Origin of the sequence: Klebsiella sp. 2-CIP_Kleb., assembly GCF_050378715.1 — a bacterium.
Taxonomy (GTDB): Bacteria; Pseudomonadota; Gammaproteobacteria; order Enterobacterales; family Enterobacteriaceae; genus Klebsiella; species Klebsiella quasipneumoniae.
In genome coordinates this window covers 112,657-134,182 of record NZ_JBNRLG010000007.1, presented here as the reverse complement: position 1 = coordinate 134,182, position 21,526 = coordinate 112,657, and the positions used below count along the sequence as shown (strand labels likewise).

Genomic DNA, 21,526 nt, shown 5'->3' with positions numbered 1-21,526 from the left:
TTAACTTGATCACAAAATGAGCCGCTTTATGCCGGGTGGCGGCTTCGCCTTACCCGGCCTACAGAGTGGCGTTCCGGCCAGGACCTGTAGCCCGGCCAGGCGAAGCGCCGCCGGGGAACTGGATGGGGGATGAAGCCGCTTTATGCCGGGTGGCGGTTTCGCCTTACCCGGCCTACAGAGTGGCGTTCCGGCCAGGACCGGTAGCCCGGCCAGGCGAAGCGCCGTCGGGGAAGTGGATGGGGGATGAAGCCGCTTTGTGCCGGGTGGCGGTTTCGCCTTACCCGGCCTACAGAGTGGCGTTCCGGCCAGGACCGGTAGCCCGGCTAAGCGTAGCGCCGCCGGGATGTGGTTGGATTAACGGGTGGTTCCGCGCAGCTTCAACACGCTGGGAACAAAAACGTTAAGCGGCAGGGCGCGGCCATCGCGGGCCTTCTCGATCAGCAGGTTCACCCCCTGGCTGCCCATCATTTCGGAGTGGATCCGCACCGTCGACAGCGGCGGGAAGGTAAAGCGCGCGGTGGGGATATCGTTGACGCTAATCAGCGAAATATCTTCCGGGATCGCCAGCCCGCGTTCGTGAATGGCGCGCAGCACGCCGATGGCGATGGAGTCCGAGGCGACAAACAGCGCCCGCGGAAACTCCGCTTGCGCCAGCATCTGCTTCGCCAGCTCATAACCGGACGAGCTGGAAAAACCGCCGCGCCAGATATCATCGGCTGAAACCACGCCCTTCAACTGGCCGTACTCCACAAACGCCACTTCACGAATATCGGCCTTGCCGGGCTGGTCCTGGCCGCCGATAAATCCAATACGCGACGCGCCTTGCTGGATAAAGAAGTCGACCACCTCTTTAGCGATACGTACCAGGTCGATATCCACCGCATCGTACGGGCTACCGGCTTCGTGGAAATCAATAAAGCAAATATTGTCGGTCAGCGCGCTGGCGGTCTCGCGCAGCTCGCGCGTCGGCTGGCCGATAATCAATACGCCGGTGACCTTTTTCAGCTCGGGCAGGGTGTTATTGAGATAGCAGTTGGTGAGCTCGATGGCGAGCTTTTCGCATTGGGTTTCAATACCGTGGCGAATGGCGAGATAGTAAGGGTCGTTAATTTCCAGCTCTTGCTGGTAGCTATACAGCGCCAGGATATGATGATGGCCGACAGGTAGGACCTGAGTTTTACGCGCGCTGCTGCTTTTATACTCCAGCTTCTCCGCAATCTCCAGAATACGATGCTTGGTCTCTTCTTTTACATTCAGGGTGGGATCGTCGTTTAACACCCGGGAAACCGTCGCCAGCGAAACACCCGCTTCGGTCGCAATGTCTTTTAGCGTTGCCATCTTTTTCCTTTATCGGACGTTGCCCATGTTTGCTCATCCATTGTAAAGCAAGCGTCGCGTCCTGCACCTTATTTCAGTAAAAAACGCCTGCGTGGGAGGGCTATTTTCCCCGGCGATAGCGTGATAGAAGTAGCATTATTCTCAGTAGCATGCAGACGAACGGCAAAAATTTGCTATCTTTTAGTAAAAATTTACTGGAGGTGAGAGATGGATACCGTAGCTTACGCTGATTTTGCCAAACTGGAGATGCGCGTCGGCAAGATTGTCGAGGTGAAGCGCCATGACAATGCTGACAAACTGTACATTGCGCGGATTGATGTCGGCGGCCGCACGCTGCAGACGGTCACCAGCCTGGTGCCCTACTACAGCGAAGAGGAGCTGCTGGGGAAAACGGTGGTGGTGCTGTGTAATCTGGCGAAAGCCAAAATGCGTGGTGAAACTTCTGAGTGCATGCTGTTATGCGCAGAAACCGAAGACGAAAGCGAAAGCGTGCTGTTGACGCCGGAGCGCGTCATGCCGGCAGGCGTGCGGGTGGTATAACGAAAATACCCTCTCCCGACCGGGAGAGGGTTGTGTGTGAATTACGCCTCTGCAACCGAGACGCGCAGGGCCGCCAGCGCCTTACGCGCCGCCTTCAGCACCTGCTCGCACTGCTCAAGGGTGAGCGTCAGCGGCGGTTCAACGCGGATCGTCTTGGCGTTGTTTAACGTCCCGGCGACCAGCACCCGCTGTCTGAACATCTCGCTGGCAAAGTCGTAGCCAATCTCGTTATCGACAAACTCGATGGCCATCAGCATGCCTTTCCCGCGCACATCATTTACCAGGTCCGGATACTCCTGCGCCAGCAGGCGGAAACCGTCCAGCAGCATATCGCCTTTCTGCGCCGCCTGCGCCGGCAGGTTTTGCGTCAACAGCACGTTGATGGTCGCCAGCGCCGCCGCACAGGCCAGCGGGTTGCCGCCGAAGGTGGTGGTGTGCAGGAACGGGTTGTCGAACAGCACCGAGAAGACCTCCTCCGTCGCCACCGTCGCGCCGATCGGCATCACGCCGCCGCCGAGCGCTTTCGCCAGACACAGGATGTCAGGCTGAACGTTCTCATGCTCGCAGGCGAACATCTTGCCGGTGCGGCCCATACCGGTCTGCACTTCGTCGAGGATCAGCAGGGCGCCAAACTCGTCGCACAGTTTGCGCACCGCCGGCAAATACCCCGTCGGCGGCAGGATCACTCCCCCTTCGCCCTGAATCGGCTCAAGGATCACCGCCGCGACGTCGTCGCCGGTTTTCTTGCACTCGCTCAGCATGGTGCGCATGGCGTTGATATCGCCGAACGGCACATGGCGGAAGCCCGGCAGCAGCGGCATAAACGGTTTGCGGAAAGTCGACTTGGCGGTGGCCGACAGCGCCCCCAGCGATTTGCCGTGGAAGGCGCCGCTGGTGGCGATGAAGGTGAATTTACCTCGCGGCGACTGATAGGCTTTCGCCAGCTTGATGGCCGCCTCTACCGATTCGGTACCGCTGTTGCAGAAGAAGCTGTACTTCAGTTTGCCGGGCGTTAAGGCCGCCAGGGTTTTCGCCAGCATCGCGCGTAGCGGGTCCAGCAGTTCCTGACTGTGAAGCGGTTGTTTCGCGAGTTGATTCTCGACGGCGGATACCACAACTGGATTACGGTGCCCTACATTGAATATGCCAAACCCGCCAAGGCAGTCGATAAACTCCTGTCCCTGGGTGTCGACAAGCGTATTTAACCCTCCCGCTTGCCACTCTACGGCTCCGTAATCCCCGCCGGCTGTGACCGATTTTCGATACTCTAAAAACCCCGGATTCACATGCTCTTTAAAGTATTCTCTAACCTCCTGGTTAAGTGCTTTCATTTCCTCATGGTCAAGCGTGCGCTTTTCAATGAGATTCAGTGCGTGTGCGCTGCAGGCCAGAGCCGATGCGCTGGAAGGTAACCTGTTCAAAATGTGCTCCTGGGGCGGACGTATCACACGATACTGGATTAAGTATTGCAGGGATTACGCCAGTTCGGCAGAAGCGGTGAAAATCGGGATAAATGCAAAGTAAAAGACGAAATGTGTAAAATTTAATCTCATGGCGCCATTATTGGCACGTTTTATTCCTGAGCTGGCGAGATTTTCTGCCTTGTGGACTTTAGCGGGACGATCCGTCGTGGTGCGGGCTGCCCCAGCGCGGGGCAACCGATGGTGAGAAAAGAGGCTTAGTCTAGCTGGGAGATCTCCATCGCCGCTCGGTCGATAATGCCAATGATCTGCTTGAGCTGGGCGGCGCTGCTGGTCTGCTGGTTCACTTTCAGGTCGAGGACCGCTTTGAAATTCTCCAGCGCGCGCTTCATCTGCGGATCTCTGCGCAGCTCGCAGCCGACCATCCGCGCCTGCAAACGCGCCTGGATATGGGCCAGGTGCTCCTGGTTCTCCGCGTGCAGCTGTTTCCCCTCTTCGCTGATGACGATTTTTTTGCGTCCGTTGTCGTCTTCCACGCTGATAAGGCCCTGGTCCTGGAGCAGATCCAGCGTCGGGTAGATCACCCCCGGGCTGGGGCTGTAGTTCCCCTGGGTGAGGGTTTCGATCTCTTTGATCAGCTCATAGCCGTGGCTGGCGCTGCGGCTGAGGATGTCCAGAATAATCAGCCGCAGTTCGCCGTGGCCAAAGAAACGCTGGCGACGTCCGCCGCCGCGGCGGCCATGGTCGCCGTGTTCGCTGGGATCACCGTGGCGCCCGCGTGGCCCACGCCCCTCTTCATGATGATGTCGCATGGTTACCTCCTGCTGTTTTTGATATATCTAATTTATATCTAAAAAATGAATGTTCGCAATGCTGGTTGCTATTTATTTTTTAAGATATTGATATATATGTAATTATTTTCTGGTTGTGGATTTTGATGCGGTTTGTTTTGACTATATCAAAAAAAGACTTGCATTCTTTTTAGTTGGCAATCATTATCATTTGCATCAAGTTTAGATATATCTATTTACCGTTCACGAAGGCGATCGATGATGACAAAAACCAAAGCAGACAAGTACCCGCAGCGTGTCCGCAATGAGCTGCGTTTCCGTGAGCTGACGGTGCTGCGCGTGGAGCGCGCAGGCGCGGCCTTCCAGCGCATCGTGCTGGGAGGCGAGGCGCTGGAAGGTTTCGTTTCCCGCGGCTTTGACGACCACACCAAGCTTTTCTTCCCGGAGCCGGGCGCGGCGTTTGCGCCGCCGCAGGTGACCGAGGAGGGGATCGACTGGGGTGAGGGCGTGCGGCCTGCTACCCGCGACTATACGCCGCTGTACGATGTCGAACGCCATGAGCTGGCGTATGACTTCTTTATCCACGATGGCGGAATTGCCAGCCGCTGGGCGCTGGAGGCAAAAGTGGGCGATAAGCTGGTGATCGGCGGTCCGCGCGGCTCGCTGGTGGTGCCGGAGGATTACGCCTGGCAGTTATATGTCTGCGATGAGTCCGGTATGCCGGCGCTGCGTCGTCGTCTGCTGGGATTGCGTCAGCTGGCGGTGACGCCGCAGGTGACGGCCATCGTCACTATCGCTGATGCGTCATATAAAGATTATTTGGCGGATCTCGACGGCTTTAACATCGAGTGGGTGGTGGGCCACAATCCGGCGTTCGTCGCCGAGCGTCTGGCGCAGGTGAAGGTGCCGGCGGAGGATTATTTCATCTGGCTGACCGGTGAAGGCGCGGTGGTGAAATCGCTGCTGGCGCGCTTTGAAGATGAGAGCATCGATCAGCAGCTGGTGCGTTCGCAGGCGTACTGGCACAGCAAGTAAAAAGCCATCGTGGTAAAACCCGGATAGCGGCGCGTAGTGCCTTATCCGGGCTAACCGCGATGCCGTTTTTTGTCGGGTGTCGGCTAACGCCTTACCCGACCTACCCTTCGGCGCTGTGACGTTGCCCCGGTAAGCGCAGCGCCATCGGGGAGGCTTATCGTTCCGCCAGCGCCTTAAACACCATCGCCACCGCGTGGGCGCCGGGGTCCATGTTGCCGAGCAGGCTGTCGCTGTTGAGATAGGACGCTCGTCCGGCGCCGGCTTTGCTCGACTGGCAGGTGCGATCCGCGCCGGCCTGCGCCGCGGCAAAAGCGGCCTGCAGGTTCTCCGGTTCGGCCAGCAGCGCCGTCAGCGCCGGCTGCAGAGCATCGATCATTGTCCGGTCGCCTTCATCGGCGCCGCCGTAAAATTTCATCTGCTCCAGACCGGCGTTCAGCGCCTCGGCCACGCTGGCGCCTTGCTCCAGCTTCTGCCCGGCAGCGGTGAAGAAGATCGACATCAATACCCCGCTGGAGCCGCCCATCACCACCGTCAGGCGTTCGCCCGTCAGCGCAAACAGCGTGGGCAGGTCGTTCAGCGGCAGCTGCTGGCGCTGCAGCAGGTCGGCAATCTCACGCGCCCCGGCGGCGAAGGTGGAGCCGGTATCGCCATCGCCCACTTTGGCATCCAGCGCGTTGAGATGATCTTCAAGCCCGACGAGGGTGCTGGTCACCTGCGCGACGTAATCGCCCACCTGCGGGTTGGCAGAGGGCGTAAAGTCGACGCGTGCGCTGGCGAGAGTGGAGGGCATGATGTTAACTGTCCGCGGCTGCACCGGCCGTGGCCAGCCGGCGGTTTCCACATCCGCCAGCAGCGCTTTCTCAATACTCTCTTCCAGCACGATGGCGCTCAGCGAGAAACCCTTCATATCCAGGGCCGTCACCAGCGAGGCCGGGCCAATCAGCCAGTCAACGCGTGCCTGCAGCGGCGTGTTAGCCAGTTCGCGGGTCAGGATCGCCATTTCGGCCACCGACACGCCGCCGAGGTTATTGAGCATCACCGCCAGACGGCCGGTTTCCGGCAGGGCGGCGGTCAGTTTTTCCACCATCAGGTTGATGATGTCCGCACTGTTTTGCGTGGCGATGGTGGAGGCGCCAGGCTCGCCGTGGATGCCCATTCCCAGCTCGGCGTGACCGGCCTGATGGCGCGGCGCGGTGTCGGCCTCCTGTGGCAGATGGCAGCTGGCCAGCGCCACCCCGATGCTGGCGGTGTGGTTGGCGGCGTACCGCGCTTCGCGCAGAACGGTGGCGAGGTTGTAGCCGCGTTCGGCAAAATAGCCCGCCACCTTATGGACGAACAGCGTACCGGCGATGCCCCGCGGCTGTTTGTTATCCGGCAGCGAAATGTCGTCGCCAACGATCAGCATTTCCACGTTGTAGCCCAGACGGCGCGCTTTCTCCGCCGCCAGGCCAAAGTTCAGCCGGTCGCCGGTATAGTTTTTTACGATCAGCAGGCAGCCCGCCTCGCCGGTCACCGCCTGAATGGCGGTAAGCACCGCGTCGACGCTCGGCGAGGCGAACAGATCGCCACAGACTGCGGCGGTCAGCATGCCTTTACCAATAAAGCCGACGTGCGCCGGTTCGTGGCCGGCGCCGCCGCCGGAGATCACCGCCACGTTGTTTTTATTCAGGTCGCGACGGACCACCACCCGGATCGCCGGGTCGCTCTCCAGCCGGGCGAGGTTATTCCACGGACTGGCGATGATGGTTCCCTCAATCACGTCGTTGACGAGGCTGGCGCGCTGGTTAAAAAAGAATTGAGACATAGTGGTTCCTGAAGAGTAAGCGAAAACTCACCCTCCGGAGGCAGACCTCCGGAGCGGTAACGGTCAAAGTGGATTTAGTGGCGGATAAGGCGCTGGTGGCGCATATCGAGCGCGATGGGCTCGCCGGGCTGCACGCTGTTCAGCGCCTCGCCCTGCTGGCACAGCCAGGCGATCCCTGCCGCGCGGGCGATAATCGCGCCGTGGGCCTGTTCGCTGCCGTCGCGCAGGCACAGACCTTTGACGCGACTGGCATCCAGTTGCAGGACGGTCGACGGGAACATGTTGTCGGCGATAATAATGGTCGGCTCGCCGGGCGTCGGCAGCGTCTCCTGAACGTCCTGCAGATGGCGCAGGGTGCGCTGCAGAATATCTTCGATATCGATATAGCGCGCCTGCAGATAGGGGTCATCCAGCTGGCGATACTGCTGGCTGAGCTCCATCAGCACCTGATGCCACGCCCATTCCGCCGAGCATTGTTCGGTGAGCAGACGATCGTTGGCGGCATCAAACAGATCGTCATCGTCGAGCAGGGTGTGGTGCCCGGCGAAGATCGCCGCGATATCGGCGTTAAATTTATTTTCCGCCAGCTCGGTCAGGGCGATAAGATCCGCCAGCGTCTGGTCGATGGCCTGGCGCAGGCGCTGCTGCTCGCGGGCAGCATCGGCGGCAGCCGGGCGTAGCGGCTGGATCAGGGCCAGCGGATAGCGCAGCGCGATGCCTTCGACGCGCTCGGGCGTTGCCGGAGCCGCTGCCGGTTGCCCCGCAGGCGATTCACCGAAGTTATCGGCGGCCAGCGCCTGAAACGCCGCCAGCGCCGCATCGGCCTCTGGCCCACGGGCCAGCAGGCGCAGTTTATCGTTACGGCGTACCTGCAATAGCGCGATTTGGTTGAGGCTGTCCGGTTTGACGCACTTCCCGTTTTTCTCCAGCAGCAGATCGGCATTAAAACCCGCCAGCGCGGCGACCAGCTTCGACGCCGGACGCACATGCAGGCCGTTGTGATTGTTAATAATGACTGAAACCGATTTTGTGTCGCCGTCGTCGGCAAGCGTCGGCGCCGGCGCGGCGTCAGAAGTTGGCGAAGGTAAACCCAGCTGAACCCGCTTGGCCTCCAGGGCGCTCATGGCGTCGGCGATCACCTTGTCGATCCCGGCGCCGGAGGCAGCGCTGACGGTGGCCGCCAGCGTCCCTTCCACCAGCGGCGCGGCGCACAGCCGCACCTTCGCGGCAATCGCCGGATCGAGCAGATCGAGGGCGGTTTCGGCGCTGAGCAACGCGCTGCCGATATCCATCATCACCAGCACGTGATCGGTATCGGCGACGGATTCGATCGCCTCCATGACTTTTATTGGATCGGTGCCGATCGGGCTGTCTGGATCGTCGATCCCGGCGGCGATCGCCAGCTTGCAGCCATCGTTCATTAACATCTGCCGGGCCAGTTCTCCGACACCTTCGCCCAGCCGGGCGCTATGAGAAACAATAACCAGGTTTACCATCGCGATTTCCTTACTCTTTGGCCGCGGCGGCCAACATCTGCATCATAAACATCACTGACGTGGCGCCGGGATCCTGATGTCCGATGCTGCGCTCGCCGAGATAGCTGGCGCGGCCTTTACGCGCCTGCATGGTGATGGTGGCGTGGGCCGCACGCTCGGCCACTTCGCAGGCGGCATCCAGCGCGGCGGCGATCGACAGGTGCTGCTCGCTGGACTGGCGCAGGGAGTCCACCACCGGCAGCCAGACGTCGCACATGGTTTTATCCCCCGGCTCCGCTTTGCCGCGGTTGACGACGCCGTCCGCGCCTTCGCGGATCATCAGGTACAGTTCGTCGAGCGTCAGGCTCTGGTGAGCCTGAGTGACCTGCGCGGCGCGAATGAAGAAGGTGCCGAACAGCGGGCCGCTGGCACCGCCGACGTTGGAGAGCAGCGTCATGCCGGTGTTTTTGAGGATAAAGCCAATATCTTTATCGGCAATCGACGGCAGCTTTTCCACCACCTTGCTGAAGCCGCGGTGCATGTTCAGGCCGTGATCGGCATCGCCGATCTCTTTATCGAGGCCGGTGAGAAAATCGCTCTCTTTGGTGAAGATATCGCCGCAGCGGTACAGCCAGTCGACGATTTGCGTTCTGTTCAGTGACATGTCGTGCTCCTTAGTTTCCCCAGTTCAGCGCCGGGGTATGAACCGGGGCGTCCCATAGCGCCAGCGTCTCATCATCCACTTTCAGCAGAGTGATGGAGAAGCCCGCCATATCCAGCGAGGTGCAGTAGCTACCGACGAGGTTGCGTTCGATGATGATGCCGGACGCTTCGCAGCGCTGGGCGAGACGGTGATACACGCCGTACAGTTCGGACAGCGGGGTGGCGCCGAGGTTATTGACCAGCGCGATGACCCGGTCGCCGTTTTGCAGCGCGGTTTTGCTCTGCTTCACTTCCTGCCACGCGCCCTTGACGGTATCCCACTGGCGCAGCGTGCGGCTGTAGGCGCCATTCTCCAGCAGGGTATCGAACATCTCATCGACGGTTTGGTCCAGCGAGCTGAAGCGACGACGGTCGATGCCCGGCTCGCCGTGAATGCCGACGCCGAACTCCATTTCATCGTCCTGCAGGGTAAAGGAAGGTTGTCCGGCGGCCGGTACGGTGCAGGCGCCGAGGGCGATGCCAATGGAGTGACCGAGATTATTCAGGCGGCGCCCCAGTTCAGCGCAGGCCTCCAGCGAATCGCCGCGCTCGGCGGCGGCGCCGACCAGTTTTTCGATCAGTACGGTATTGGCGACGCCGCGGCGGCCTGCGGTATAGAGACTGTCCTTCACCGCCACGTCGTCGTCGACCACCACGGTGGTGACTTTAATGCCGCTCTCATGCAGCAGCTCGGTGGCGGTTTCGAAGTTCAGGATGTCGCCGGTGTAGTTTTTGATAATCAGCAGGACGCCTTCGCCGCCGTCAATCTGCATCGCGCATTCGAACATTTTATCCGGCGTCGGCGAGGTGAAGATTTCCCCCGGGCAGGCGCCAGAAAGCATCCCCTGGCCGATATAGCCGCAGTGCATTGGCTCATGGCCGCTGCCGCCGCCGGAGAGGAGGGCGACCTTGCCGGCCACCGGCGCATCGGCGCGGGTGACGTACAGCGGGTCCTGATGCAGGGTCAGCTGCGGGTGGGCTTTAGCCAGCCCCTGTAATTGTTCATTCAGTACATCTTCAACACGGTTAATCAGCTTTTTCATTATTCAGTGCTCCGTTGGAGAAGGTTCGATGCGGCCTCTCTGCTGGCGGAGGCGGTCATCGCGTAGGGGTATCGTCTGACGGTGCAGCGTGCCTGGCGATATGATGATTCTGGCTGAGCGGACGAAAAAAAGAATGCCCCGGCGATCGGGTTTCATTACGAAACATCGCCTGCTTATTTTGTTTCTTTATGGAACGTTTTTGCTGAGAAAACGGTGAAAATGCGAGCTGGCGCGCTTTTTTTCACCTGCTTTAAGCCCCGGTCATCGCAGCCGGCACAGTAGGCGGAAAAAAATTTTTCGCTGATTTTCACGCAGCTGCGCGAGAAAAGCCTGCCGCTAAAGGGGGATGGTAGGGGAATTATGCGGCAGAGGAGCGGATCGGGATCGCAATCCTGACGGAGAACAGGGCTTTTTGTTCCAATATGGAACGTAAAAATTTAACCTGTGTTTCATATCAGAACAAAAAGGCGAAAGATTTTTTTGTTCCCTGCCGGCCCTACAGTGATCGCACTGCTCCGGTACATTCCGTTGAGGCCGCGCTTTACCGGCCGGCGCGGATAACGCCAGGGCTCATCATGTCTACATGCGCACTTATTTGAGGGTGAAAGGAATGCTAAAAGTTATTCAATCTCCAGCCAAATATCTTCAGGGCCCTGATGCTGCTGTTCTGTTCGGTCAATATGCCAAAAACCTGGCGGAGAGCTTCTTCGTCATCGCTGACGACTTCGTGATGAAGCTGGCGGGGGAGAAAGTGGTGAATGGCCTGCAGAGTCACGATATTCGCTGCCATGCGGAACGGTTTAACGGTGAATGCAGCCATGCGGAAATTAACCGCCTGATGGCGATTTTGCAAAAACAGGGCTGCCGCGGCGTGGTCGGCATCGGCGGCGGTAAGACCCTCGATACCGCGAAGGCGATCGGGTACTACCAGAAGCTGCCGGTGGTGGTGATCCCGACCATCGCTTCGACCGATGCGCCGACCAGCGCGCTGTCGGTAATCTACACCGAAGCGGGCGAGTTTGAAGAGTATCTGATCTATCCGAAAAACCCGGATATGGTGGTGATGGACACGGCGATTATCGCCAAAGCGCCGGTACGCCTGCTGGTCTCCGGCATGGGCGATGCGCTCTCCACCTGGTTCGAGGCTAAAGCCTGCTACGATGCGCGCGCCACCAGCATGGCCGGGGGACAGTCCACCGAGGCGGCGCTGAGCCTGGCCCGCCTGTGCTATGATACGCTGCTGGCGGAGGGCGAAAAGGCCCGTCTGGCGGCGCAGGCCGGGGTGGTGACCGAAGCGCTGGAGCGCATCATCGAGGCGAACACCTACCTCAGCGGCATTGGCTTTGAAAGTAGCGGCCTGGCCGCCGCCCACGCGATCCACAACGGTTTCACCATTCTGGAAGAGTGTCACCACCTGTATCACGGCGAGAAAGTGGCCTTCGGCACCCTGGCGCAGCTGGTGCTGCAGAACAGCCCGATGGACGAGATTGAAACCGTGCTGGGCTTCTGCCAGCGCGTCGGCCTGCCGGTGACCCTCGCGCAGATGGGCGTCAAAGAGGGGATCGACGCGAAAATCGCCGCGGTGGCGAAAGCCACCTGCGCGGAAGGGGAGACCATCCACAATATGCCGTTCGCGGTGACCCCGGAAAGCGTGCACGCCGCTATCCTCACCGCCGATCTGTTAGGCCAGCAGTGGCTGGCGCGTTAATTCGCGGTGGCTAAACCGCTGGCGCCGGTCAGCGGTTTTTCTTTCTCCCCTCTGGCAGTGGCTGCCGGAGGGGTTCTCTATGGTAAAACGCGGAAAACAGTATGACTGTTCAGACTCAGGATACCGGGAAGGCGGTCTCTGCCGTTATCGCCCAGTCATGGCATCGCTGCAGCAAGTTTATGCAGCGTGAAACCTGGCAAACGCCGCACCAGGCCCAGGGCCTGACTTTTGACTCTATCTGTCGGCGTAAAACCGCGCTGCTGACCATCGGTCAGGCGGCGCTGGAGGACGCCTGGGAGTTTATGGACGGTCGCCCCTGCGCGCTGTTTATTCTTGATGAGACCGCCTGCATCCTGAGCCGCTGCGGCGAACCGCAAACGCTGGCGCAGTTGGCTGACCTGGGATTTCGCGACGGCAGCTACTGCGCGGAGAGCATTATCGGCACCTGCGCGCTGTCGCTGGCCGCGATGCAGGGGCAGCCGATCAACACCGCCGGCGATCGGCATTTTAAGCAGGCCCTGCAGCCATGGAGCTTTTGTTCGACGCCGGTGTTCGATAACCACGGGCGCCTGTTCGGCTCTATCTCGCTTTGCTGTCTGGTGGAGCACCAGTCCAGCGCCGACCTTTCCCTGACGCTGGCCATCGCCCGCGAGGTGGGCAATTCCCTGCTCACCGACAGCCTGCTGGCGGAATCCAACCGCCACCTTAATCAGATGTACGGCCTGCTGGAGAGTATGGACGACGGGGTGATGGCGTGGAACGAACAGGGGGTGCTGCAATTTCTCAATGTTCAGGCGGCGAGTCTGCTGCATCTTGATGCCCAGGCCAGCCAGGGGAAAAATATCGCCGATCTGGTGACCCTTCCGGCGCTGCTGCGCCGGGCCATCAAACACGCCCGCGGCCTGAATCACGTTGAAGTTACCTTTGAAAGCCAGCACCAGTTTATCGACGCGGTGATCACCTTAAAACCGATCGTCGAGGCGCAAGGCAACAGCTTTATTCTGCTGCTGCACCCGGTGGAGCAGATGCGGCAGCTGATGACCAGCCAGCTGGGCAAAGTCAGCCACACCTTTGAGCAGATGTCAGCCGACGATCCGGAAACCCGGCGGCTGATCCACTTTGGCCGCCAGGCGGCGCGCGGCGGCTTCCCGGTGCTGCTGTGCGGTGAAGAAGGGGTGGGGAAAGAGCTGCTGAGCCAGGCCATCCACAATGAAAGCGAGCGGGCGGGCGGCCCCTACATCGCCGTCAACTGCCAGCTGTATGCCGACAGCGTGCTGGGCCAGGACTTTATGGGCAGCGCCCCCACTGACGATGAAAATGGCCGCCTGAGCCGCCTTGAGCTGGCCAATGGCGGCACCCTGTTTCTGGAAAAAATTGAGTATTTGGCGCCGGAGCTGCAGTCGGCCCTGCTGCAGGTGATTAAGCAGGGAGTGCTTACCCGCCTCGACGCCCGCCGCCTGATCCCGGTGGATGTGAAGGTGATCGCCACCACCACCGTCGATCTGGCCAACCTGGTGGAACAGAACCGCTTTAGCCGCCAGCTGTACTATGCGCTGCACTCCTTCGAGATTGTCATCCCCCCGCTGCGCGCCCGGCGCAACAGCATCCCGTCGCTGGTGCATAACCGGCTGAAGAGCCTGGAGAAGCGTTTCTCTTCGCGGCTGAAAGTGGACGATGACGCGCTGGCCCAACTGGTGGCCTACTCGTGGCCGGGAAATGATTTTGAGCTTAACAGCGTGATAGAGAACATTGCCATCAGCAGCGACAACGGCCACATTCGGCTAAGCAACCTGCCGGAATATCTCTTTTCCGATCGGCCGGGGGGCGATAGCGGCTCATCGCTGCTGCCGGCCAGCCTGACCTTTAGCGCCATCGAAAAAGAGGCCATCATTCACGCTGCCCGGGTGACCAGCGGGCGGGTGCAGGAGATGTCGCAACTGCTGAATATTGGCCGCACCACCCTGTGGCGCAAAATGAAGCAGTACGATATCGACGCCAGCCAGTTCAAGCGCAAGCATCAGGCCTAGCCTCCTCGATACGCGCCATGAAGAACAGGGCGTCCGACAGACGATTGCTGTAGCGTTTGAGCGCGTCGCGCAGTGGGCCAAATTGGCCATCCTCTGCCGTGCGAATGCGCTAGCGATGAGTGTGACGGGGCCCGCCGCATAACGGCGGGTAACGAGGTTAATTTTCCCCGGCGAGCGCCGGGGGAAGGCTTATTTTTTAATAACCGAGTTGAGGTCGCCGAGTTTAGCGGCGGGGTTCTTATGGCACTGCTGCAGCATTTTCGGCACCGAGACGGTCTCGACTTCATGCCAGTCGACATAGTCCCCGCCGCTGAAGTCGGTGTTGCGATTCACTACCCAGAAGGCCACCGGGGTCATGCTTTTCGGGTTCATATCCATAAATTCCTGACAGGTCATATTCTGCGGTGTGGTTTCCAGAACCGCGAACGCCGGGCTGGTCATCAGACAGAATGTGGTGGCCGCTACGGTCAGTACGAGTGCTTTAGGCAAATTCATTTTCTTCTCCAGTGACAAAATACGGCTTAAGCCCGAGCATGCTTCATCTTATTTCTCAGGACCAGAAAGCCGATGGCGCTAAATATCATTTCAACGCCGATAAATGCGGTAATAAATAACCAGCTTTGCTGCGGGTTCATTGCCAGCCACAGGCAGGCGATAATTAAATCCAGCAGGCCGATAAAAATATTCCAGCCAGCGCCGCTTTGTTTTCGGGTTTTACATCCGCTGACGATGCGGGAAATACCGCCGAGAACAAATAAAAAGCCGAATAAAAAGGCCAGACTGCTCATGCCGTTGAGGGGATTGACGACAAAACTCAGGCCGAGCACGATCCAGGCGATGGCGAAGATCAGCGCCACCAGGCGTGATTTCCAGTGCTGCTGACGGAAAACAATCAGGCTGTATAGTGAATAGAAGCCGCAGATCATGAACAACATGCCGGTCACCGTGGCGAGATACCAGCCGGCGACCAATGGCCAGGCCAGACAACAGGCTCCGCAGATAAACAGCAGGGCGGCCATCATGCCGGCATGCCGTTTATATCGAATGAAGACGCGTGGGCTAAACGCATTTAAGGTGTAATGGCTAAACATAAACATAATTGCTCCGCAGATCCGGTTGGCGGCCTGACGCTGAATAAAATACGTTATGATTTATTCAGCGGGCCAAAAGAAATGTCTGAGGAAAATAGTAGGCCGTGCCATCGCCAGGCGTAAATAAGAGTGCTGAGGTCACTTTATACGCCTTGTCTGACAGCTGTCAGACAAGGCCCGCAATATCGATCCCGGGCTCTGATTCTCAATAACCACGATATTTTTTAAGCTGGCTGCGTTTGGTGATGCTTACCGATTTTAATCAGGAGTTAACGATGAAAAAAGTCATTCTGGCGAGCCTGCTGGCAACCATGATGGGTACCTCTCCGGTGTGGGCAGCAGATAACGCGACGGCAGCGCCTGCCGCGGCAGCCACAGCGCAGGTGCAGAAAGAAGCCGCCGATGTGTTACAGGTGGCGGTTCAGGGCGCGAACGCGATGCGCGACGTCCAGTTCGCCCGTCTGGCGCTGTTTCACGGCCAGCCGGAGAGCGCCAAAAAACTGACAGACGACGCCGCCGCGCTGCTGGCCGCCGATGACGCCAGCTGGGCGAAGTTCGTGAAAACCGACGCGACAGCCAAAATGATCGCCGATCGCTATGTGGTGATCAATGCGACCATCGCCTTGTCTGAAGACTATGTGGCCACCCCGGAAAAAGAGAGTGCCATTAAATCTGCCAACGAAAAACTGGCGAAAGGCGATCAGAAAGGGGCTATCGATACCCTGCGCCTGGCCGGTATTGGCGTGATTGAGAACCAGTATCTGATGCCGCTTAACCAGACCCGTAAGGCGGTGGCGCAGGCGCAAAAACTGCTGAAAGCCGGGAAGTATTACGAAGCGAATCTGGTGCTGAAAGGCGCTGAAGAGGGCATCGTGGTGGACAGCGAGATGCTGGTGGCGGGTAACTGATCCTCGTTCCACCCTGAGAGAGCGCAGAGGAAGAGACTGACAAGGATGTCCCCTTAACGGTCGGGCAGCGGACTGCCCGACCGGAACGGCTAGCGGCCGATGAGGGCGTCGATTTCGCCATCGATCTCGCACAGGATGCCGGTGATGTGCTGTACCACCTCCAGACAGCTTGCCGGCGTCAGCGAATCAGGTCGCTTAGCCTCAAAAGGGGCGCACAGTTGTTGTAGCGCAGTAATCCCCAGGATTTGTGCTGAACCGTGCAGACGGTGCAGCGCCCGCAGAAAGGTCTGCGGTTCATGCCGGGCGATAGCCTGTCCGGCGGCCTGTAAATCTGTGGCCGACGCATCGCGGAACGTCTCCAGCATCTCAGCCATCAGCGCCTGGTCTCCCCCCGTATTTTCGGTCAGCACGCTGAGCTTCAGATGCCGGGCGGCGTTAGGTGATGCGTGGCCCACCGCTAAGCGGCTGAGCTCATGGCTCAGCGTCTGAACCGACACTGGCTTAAACAGACACATATTCATGCCGCTGGCCAGACATGCCTCCCGCGACTGCGGCAGCGCGCTGGCGGTCACTCCCCAAATCACCAGGCTCGGGTAGCGTCGGCGTAACGACGCCGCCAGCGCCAGGCCATCTTTCTTCGGCATATTGAGGTCCGTGATCAGCAGATCGTAATGTTTGCCGGCGAGCTTATTCTCCGCTTCTTCACCGTCGCAAGCTTCATCGACACTGTAGCCGATAGTGTTGAGCTGGCGTTTGAGCAACAGCCGGTTGGTGGGGTGGTCGTCCGCTATCAATATCGACAGCCCGGGCAGGGCCTGCGGCCTGGCGGGCAACGCCTGTGGCGCGTGAATCGCGCAGCGACTCACCCTGGCCGGCAGCGTGATGGTGAAAGTGGTCCCCACACCCGGACGGCTGACCATCTCCAGCCGGCCCTGCATCAGCGTAACCAGCTCCTGGCAAATGACCAGCCCCAGCCCGGAGCCGGTCTGCTGGCGTCCCTGGCGCGCCTGGGCATAGCGATGAAAGAGGGTGGCCTGCTCAGCTTCACTGATCCCGCAGCCGCTGTCGCTAACGATGAGGGTCAGCTCTCCCTGTGTCTCATCCGCCTGCGCCAGCCGGCAGGAGATCTGAATCGCGCCCTCGGCGGTAAACTTCAGCGCATTGCCGATGAGATTATTGAGAATTTGCCGCAGCGCCTGAGGGTCGACCCACAGCGCGATCCCCTCCTGCAGAGGGAGATGGCAATGCAGCGCGATCCCCTTCTGCTGCGCCAGCGCGCCGAAGGTGTGGCACTGCTGCGACACCACCTGCGCCACATCGCTCCACTGTGGGGTGATCTGGTATTTTCCCGACTCAATCTTGTCGATATCGAGAATATTGCCGATAAGTCCCAGCAGGGTTTGCGCCGTCGACCCCGCCAGCTCGATCGCCTCTTTACGCTGACCGACGTTCAGCTCCGGTTTCGCCAGCAGTTCCAGAAAGCCGACGATGGCGCTCACCGGCGTGCGCAGCTCGTGGCTCATGCTGGCCAGAAAGCGACTCTTGGCTTTTGTCGCTTGAATCGCTTTGTCTTTTTCCCGCTCCAGCGCGCAGGAGAGGGCTTCCTTCTGCGCCAGCTCCTCTTCCAGCCGCTGCTGAGAGTCTTTACGTTTGCGCACTTCCCGGCACAGGGAGAGTCCCCACCCGAGGCTGATGGCGATCAGCACCAGCGCGAAGGCGATCAGCTGGTAAAACTGGCGGCTGTACTGGCTCCAGTTCTCTATTTGCTGGCTGGAAATTTTCGACCATTTCTCGGTCATCTGCAGAATATCCCGCGGCGGAATGGCCTGCAGCGCTTTGCTGAGGATGGCGGCCAGCACCGGCTCATCGCGCGGGATCGCCAGCCGAATGGCGGCGACCGGGAGTCCGTCGATGCGGGCGTAGTGCAGACCCTGTGGATAATAGTGGTCGATCATATAGCGGGCGGAAAGCTCCGACGCTACCGCGGCATCCACCTCGCCTTCCTCCACCATCTTCATCGCGACGCCAACGTTATCCGTCTCCACCCAGTCAACCTGTGGAAAGCGCGCTTTCAGGTCGTGGGCGGCGATTGGCCCCACTGGCAGGGCGATCCGCGCCGGGCGGGCCAGCAGATGTGGGTCGGGGGCGCTGCCGCGGGCGACCAGCACAAAAGCCACGTTAATCAGCGGGTCGCTGAGGGTGACGAAGGCCTGCGGCTGTGGGGTCAGGGTCGCGGCGGGCATGATCGCCCAGTCCTCTTTTTCCATCCGCTTTGCCAGATCCTGACGGTTGCGCACCAGGATGGGGTCAAACTGCAGCCCGGTCTGTAGCGAGAAAATATTCAGCATATCGGCCATAATGCCGCGCAGCTCGTCCTCGTCATCCACCAGAGTAAAAGGCGGAAAGTAGGGGTTGACCAGCAGGCGGACGCGACGATGCTTCTGTAGCCAGCGCTGCTCTTCGGCGCTAAAGGATAGAGACGTATTGAGAAATGACAGATCGCCGCGGTTGAGCCAGTTTTGCATGATCCGCATCGCGGTATCGCTGTCGATAGCGTGGATAAAACGGTCAAGGAGCTGGTGCAGCGCCGGTCGATCCTCGCGGGTGACAAAGCGGTTGTGCTGCTCCTGCTGACGAAAATAGTGCGCGATGACCAGCGATTGCGAGAAATATTTCGAGATGCAGTGGCCGGTGGTGATGTTATTGCCGATGAAATACTGATTCTCGCCGCTGACCACCGAGGCGAGAGCCTGATAGTCGCTATCGTAAAGGGTGATTTTGGCGTTGGGAAACGCCTGCTGAATGATATCGAAAAAGGCGCAATCGCGGGTGCAGGCCAGCGTGACGCGGCGGTCGGTGGTCAGCGGCGGCAGGGGGGATTTTAGCGAGGTGACCAGCGTCGGCCAGGTTTTGATCAGCGGTGCGGTGTGCGTCAGTCCCGGGGCGAGCGCATCCCGGTGCGCCACCTGAGTGAGCAGGGTATCCACCTGGCGGTCGGCCAGGGCGGCCAGCGCCTGCTGCTCGGTGTCATATTGGCGGATAACCACCTTCAACCCGAGGCTGTGCGCCATTAGCGCCAGATAGTCGGCGTTAATTCCCTGATAGCTCTCCTCGTCACTGTCGTAGACGATAGGCGTCATCTCAGGCAGCCAGGTGCCGACGGTCAGCGTCGGCCGGGCGGCCAGCCAGACCTTTTCCGTATCGTTAAGCGGAATGTCGATTGCCGCAATGTGGGCATGGCTTTTCAGCTCCAGTTGCTTCATGGCAAACGCGGCGGGGGAGTGGCTTAGCGCCAGTCCGACAATCAGGGATAAAATAAGACGAACGACCATGGCATCACCCTATTTTATTGCGTTGCGCAAAGTCATAAAGCTCAAGCAGGGAGCTGCAGCCTAATTTATCCATCAGACGGACCTTATAGGTGCTGACCGTCTTATTGCTGATATTCATTTTGCTGCCGATGGTGGTGTAGTCGACGCCGCTGAGGATATAGCGAAAGACTTTCATCTCCTGCGTTGACAGCGTATCCAGCCGGTCCTGATCGGTGATGCCGTGGGTGCAGAAGCGCTCCAGTGAAAAGGGGAAATAGCTGTAGCCATTATTGGCCGCCTCGATCGCGGCGAGGATATTATTCATTCCCTCTTTTTTACTCACAAAACCATTGGCCCCGCAGTCGGCGCTGCGTTTGCCGTAGAACCGTTCATTTTTGGCGGAAATGACGATAATTTTTCCCTGGTAGCGGCGTTTGCGCAGCTGCTCAAGAACGTCGATGCCGCTGAGCTCCGGAATATCGACGTCGACGATCAGCAGGTCAGGCTGCATGGTTTCGGCGGTCTGTACCGCATGGGCGCCGCTGTCGAGTTCCGCTGCGACGGTAATGCCGTTGCTGTCGAGAAGGTTGCGAATGGCGATACGTGCCAATGGATGATCGTCAATGATTATCGCATTCATGGGGGCGTAAATCCTGATATGAAAAAAGAGGGCGATGCCTGATGCAGGTGCGGCGGGGGTTATTTTTATCGGTGCCGTAATAAGGCGCAATTGTAACACAAATCGTTTTCGGCCGGGAAAATATTGTGGATGTGTGCCTGCCGAATATATTTGCATATCGGGATGACAGCTGTAGGAAAAGGCGTTCGCTTGCTTCAGCGCTGTCTGCTGTTAAAAAAAATGCAAACGATTAATCTGCGCTTTTTAAGGTGAGGTGCCGGGAATATCGTCCGGTGACAGCTGGCAGGTAAAATAATAACAATGGTAAAAGCAAAGCGCCCCCTCTGGCGAAAATGGGCTTGGAAACGTCTGATGGCAGGAATAATCGTCCTGGCAATAAGTAACGCCGCGGTGGGAAAGGACGTGACGACCACTGAGGCGCGGACGCGCGATATGATGCGCTGTCAGGATTATCTGCAGCTGGATCCGCGCACCTGGACGCCGATGGTGATCTGGCTGATGAACGATCCTTTTTCCCTGCAGCCGCCGGAGTGGACCGACTTCCATGAAGCCGAGCTGGTGCTGACGCCGATCCTCACCGAAATCTGCCGTCAGGAGCCAGATGCCTGGCTGACTTCGCTGCGGGAACGGCTCAATTCTTATCAGCAGGTGCGGTCGCTGAACTAAGCGACCGCGGTAAAGCGGCAGAAAAAGTGACTAAACGTGCAGTTAGCGGCCAATTTCTGCGCCGAAGATCAGCAGCGGCCCGCTTTTTTCGACAGGGCGTCGCAGGTTTTGCTCGCTGGCGTCGGGTTGGCGCCGGCACAGATGGCATCCGAGACGGTGCTACTGCCGCCCAGCGGGATCAGTCCATACAGTTTCGGCTCGGCGGCTTTAGTCACATAGCAGCGATGGCGGGTGTTGCCGATGGTCGCCACAAAGTTGGTTTTCACATCCTGCTGCTTCGCATCGGAAATGGTCACCTGCGAAACATCGACATTAAAGGCAAAAGCGGCGGCTTCTTTCATTTCGCTTTCCGTCGCCATCGGTGGTTTAGCTACGCAACCCGTTAATAACAGTGCCAGACAGGTACTGACTGATATATCCCGTATTTTCATATTTTCATCCTTTTGTGTGAGTCAGCGGGTTGTATATATGAGCGACGGGAGGGGGGCGTTGATTTTGATCAGCTGGTACAGGGAAGGGGTATTTTTCGGAAATTGGCCTGAATTGTTAAAGTTATCGTGAGCAGTATGAATTCCAGCGTTGCGGGAATGAAAGGTGTTTTATGCCGACCTTGCGTAGTAAGACAGAGTAAACAGGAACGCGGCAATGATGGACTGGCTTCGGGAGGTGGGCAACGCAGATGGCCTGCGCAAACTTTTGCCAGGATAGAGCACTGTCTATCTTAGCGTAAGCGTAAATTTTCCTTTCGCGATAACGGATTTTTTATCCTCTTAGCGGAATGGCAAGAAAATGCTGACCACGCGCATTGCTCAACGGCTTATGTTGCCATTTTATCGCTATTCTAAAATTTAGAAACAAAAAAGCCACTCTTTCGAGTGGCCTAACTGTATGTATTTACTGCTAAAATTTGGTGGCCCCTGTTGGGTTTGAACCAACGACCAAGCGATTATGAGTCGCCTGCTCTAACCACTGAGCTAAGGGGCCGTGGCGAGGGATTATAAAGTAACTGACGGTTGCAATCCAGCG

Annotated in this window: 19 protein-coding genes, 1 tRNA gene and 1 pseudogene; 6 read left to right on the top strand and 15 right to left on the bottom strand. The window is 58.8% G+C overall.

Annotated features, from left to right (window positions below; genetic code table 11):
• Positions 1-354 precede the first annotated feature (354 nt).
• Positions 355-1,338 carry a transcriptional regulator EbgR gene (gene ebgR, locus ACQUTP_RS20730; RefSeq protein ID WP_009485173.1) on the bottom strand — a complete coding sequence of 328 codons (984 nt, stop codon included), beginning with the start codon at positions 1,336-1,338 and terminating at the stop codon, positions 355-357.
• 207 nt (positions 1,339-1,545) lie between these two features.
• Here ebgR and ACQUTP_RS20725 point away from each other — a divergent pair, with 207 nt between their 5' ends.
• Positions 1,546-1,878 carry a tRNA-binding protein gene (locus ACQUTP_RS20725; protein ID WP_048295612.1) on the top strand — a complete coding sequence of 111 codons (333 nt, stop codon included), beginning with the start codon at positions 1,546-1,548 and terminating at the stop codon, positions 1,876-1,878.
• Between the two features lie 41 nt (positions 1,879-1,919).
• Here the strand turns inward: ACQUTP_RS20725 and ygjG are convergent, their stop codons facing one another.
• Positions 1,920-3,299, bottom strand: coding sequence for a putrescine aminotransferase (gene ygjG / locus ACQUTP_RS20720; protein ID WP_025999194.1), 1,380 nt, complete (start codon positions 3,297-3,299; stop codon positions 1,920-1,922).
• Between the two features lie 257 nt (positions 3,300-3,556).
• Positions 3,557-4,111: a PadR family transcriptional regulator gene (locus ACQUTP_RS20715; protein ID WP_285755854.1), complete on the bottom strand. Its 555-nt coding sequence runs from the start codon at positions 4,109-4,111 to the stop codon at positions 3,557-3,559.
• A 237-nt stretch (positions 4,112-4,348) separates the two neighbouring features.
• On the opposite strand from ACQUTP_RS20715, the gene ACQUTP_RS20710 reads away from it, so the two are divergent.
• The gene (locus ACQUTP_RS20710) at positions 4,349-5,125 is read left to right on the top strand and encodes a siderophore-interacting protein (protein WP_074194132.1); all 777 of its coding nucleotides are present in this window, start codon (positions 4,349-4,351) and stop codon (positions 5,123-5,125) included.
• Positions 5,126-5,279: 154 nt separating this feature from the next.
• Here ACQUTP_RS20710 and ACQUTP_RS20705 read toward each other — a convergent pair whose 3' ends face one another.
• From ACQUTP_RS20705 to ACQUTP_RS20685, 5 genes are all read right to left on the bottom strand, one after another.
• Entirely contained in the window at positions 5,280-6,929 is a 1,650-nt protein-coding gene (locus ACQUTP_RS20705; RefSeq protein WP_094309193.1) for a glycerone kinase, read from the bottom strand.
• Between the two features lie 74 nt (positions 6,930-7,003).
• A complete protein-coding gene (dhaM, locus tag ACQUTP_RS20700) occupies positions 7,004-8,425 on the bottom strand; it encodes a dihydroxyacetone kinase phosphoryl donor subunit DhaM (RefSeq protein WP_285755857.1) in 1,422 nt (473 codons plus the stop codon).
• Positions 8,426-8,435: 10 nt separating this feature from the next.
• Positions 8,436-9,068 (bottom strand): dihydroxyacetone kinase subunit DhaL, encoded by a 633-nt coding sequence (gene dhaL, locus ACQUTP_RS20695; protein ID WP_065696793.1) that lies wholly within the window; start codon positions 9,066-9,068, stop codon positions 8,436-8,438.
• A gap of 10 nt (positions 9,069-9,078) precedes the next feature.
• A complete protein-coding gene (gene dhaK / locus ACQUTP_RS20690) occupies positions 9,079-10,149 on the bottom strand; it encodes a dihydroxyacetone kinase subunit DhaK (protein WP_004206091.1) in 1,071 nt (356 codons plus the stop codon).
• Between the two features lie 173 nt (positions 10,150-10,322).
• The gene (locus ACQUTP_RS20685; protein WP_306738393.1) at positions 10,323-10,508 is read right to left on the bottom strand and encodes a hypothetical protein; all 186 of its coding nucleotides are present in this window, start codon (positions 10,506-10,508) and stop codon (positions 10,323-10,325) included.
• A gap of 251 nt (positions 10,509-10,759) precedes the next feature.
• Between ACQUTP_RS20685 and ACQUTP_RS20680 the strand changes: the two genes are divergently transcribed.
• Together ACQUTP_RS20680 and dhaR are read left to right on the top strand one after the other, a co-directional pair.
• The gene (locus tag ACQUTP_RS20680; RefSeq protein WP_008806556.1) at positions 10,760-11,857 is read left to right on the top strand and encodes a glycerol dehydrogenase; all 1,098 of its coding nucleotides are present in this window, start codon (positions 10,760-10,762) and stop codon (positions 11,855-11,857) included.
• 101 nt (positions 11,858-11,958) lie between these two features.
• The gene (gene dhaR, locus ACQUTP_RS20675) at positions 11,959-13,884 is read left to right on the top strand and encodes a dihydroxyacetone kinase operon transcriptional regulator DhaR (RefSeq protein WP_285755858.1); all 1,926 of its coding nucleotides are present in this window, start codon (positions 11,959-11,961) and stop codon (positions 13,882-13,884) included.
• On the opposite strand, the pseudogene ACQUTP_RS20670 reads toward dhaR, so the two are convergent.
• The 3 genes and pseudogenes from ACQUTP_RS20670 to ACQUTP_RS20660 form a co-directional block, all read right to left on the bottom strand.
• Positions 13,862-13,993 (bottom strand): annotated as a pseudogene (locus ACQUTP_RS20670) (cob(I)yrinic acid a,c-diamide adenosyltransferase); the annotation flags it as partial. The gene dhaR and the pseudogene ACQUTP_RS20670 overlap by 23 nt on opposite strands.
• A gap of 80 nt (positions 13,994-14,073) precedes the next feature.
• On the bottom strand, positions 14,074-14,379 hold the full coding sequence (gene hdeB / locus ACQUTP_RS20665) for an acid-activated periplasmic chaperone HdeB (protein ID WP_202024555.1): 306 nt from the start codon (positions 14,377-14,379) through the stop codon (positions 14,074-14,076).
• 26 nt (positions 14,380-14,405) lie between these two features.
• Complete coding sequence (locus ACQUTP_RS20660) at positions 14,406-14,981, bottom strand: HdeD family acid-resistance protein (RefSeq protein ID WP_023319177.1); 576 nt, start codon at positions 14,979-14,981, stop codon at positions 14,406-14,408.
• A gap of 239 nt (positions 14,982-15,220) precedes the next feature.
• Here ACQUTP_RS20660 and ACQUTP_RS20655 point away from each other — a divergent pair, with 239 nt between their 5' ends.
• Positions 15,221-15,883, top strand: coding sequence for a YfdX family protein (locus ACQUTP_RS20655; protein ID WP_072140371.1), 663 nt, complete (start codon positions 15,221-15,223; stop codon positions 15,881-15,883).
• A gap of 89 nt (positions 15,884-15,972) precedes the next feature.
• Here the strand turns inward: ACQUTP_RS20655 and ACQUTP_RS20650 are convergent, their stop codons facing one another.
• The gene (locus ACQUTP_RS20650; protein WP_306738392.1) at positions 15,973-19,215 is read right to left on the bottom strand and encodes an ATP-binding protein; all 3,243 of its coding nucleotides are present in this window, start codon (positions 19,213-19,215) and stop codon (positions 15,973-15,975) included.
• A 4-nt stretch (positions 19,216-19,219) separates the two neighbouring features.
• Positions 19,220-19,834 carry an acid-sensing system DNA-binding response regulator EvgA gene (gene evgA, locus ACQUTP_RS20645; protein ID WP_241366067.1) on the bottom strand — a complete coding sequence of 205 codons (615 nt, stop codon included), beginning with the start codon at positions 19,832-19,834 and terminating at the stop codon, positions 19,220-19,222.
• Between the two features lie 300 nt (positions 19,835-20,134).
• On the opposite strand from evgA, the gene ACQUTP_RS20640 reads away from it, so the two are divergent.
• Positions 20,135-20,500 (top strand): HdeA/HdeB family chaperone, encoded by a 366-nt coding sequence (locus ACQUTP_RS20640; protein WP_072140372.1) that lies wholly within the window; start codon positions 20,135-20,137, stop codon positions 20,498-20,500.
• A gap of 68 nt (positions 20,501-20,568) precedes the next feature.
• Here the strand turns inward: ACQUTP_RS20640 and ACQUTP_RS20635 are convergent, their stop codons facing one another.
• Positions 20,569-20,841 carry a hypothetical protein gene (locus ACQUTP_RS20635; RefSeq protein WP_004205279.1) on the bottom strand — a complete coding sequence of 91 codons (273 nt, stop codon included), beginning with the start codon at positions 20,839-20,841 and terminating at the stop codon, positions 20,569-20,571.
• 567 nt (positions 20,842-21,408) lie between these two features.
• Positions 21,409-21,484: transfer RNA gene (locus ACQUTP_RS20630), tRNA-Ile, on the bottom strand.
• Positions 21,485-21,526 lie beyond the last annotated feature (42 nt).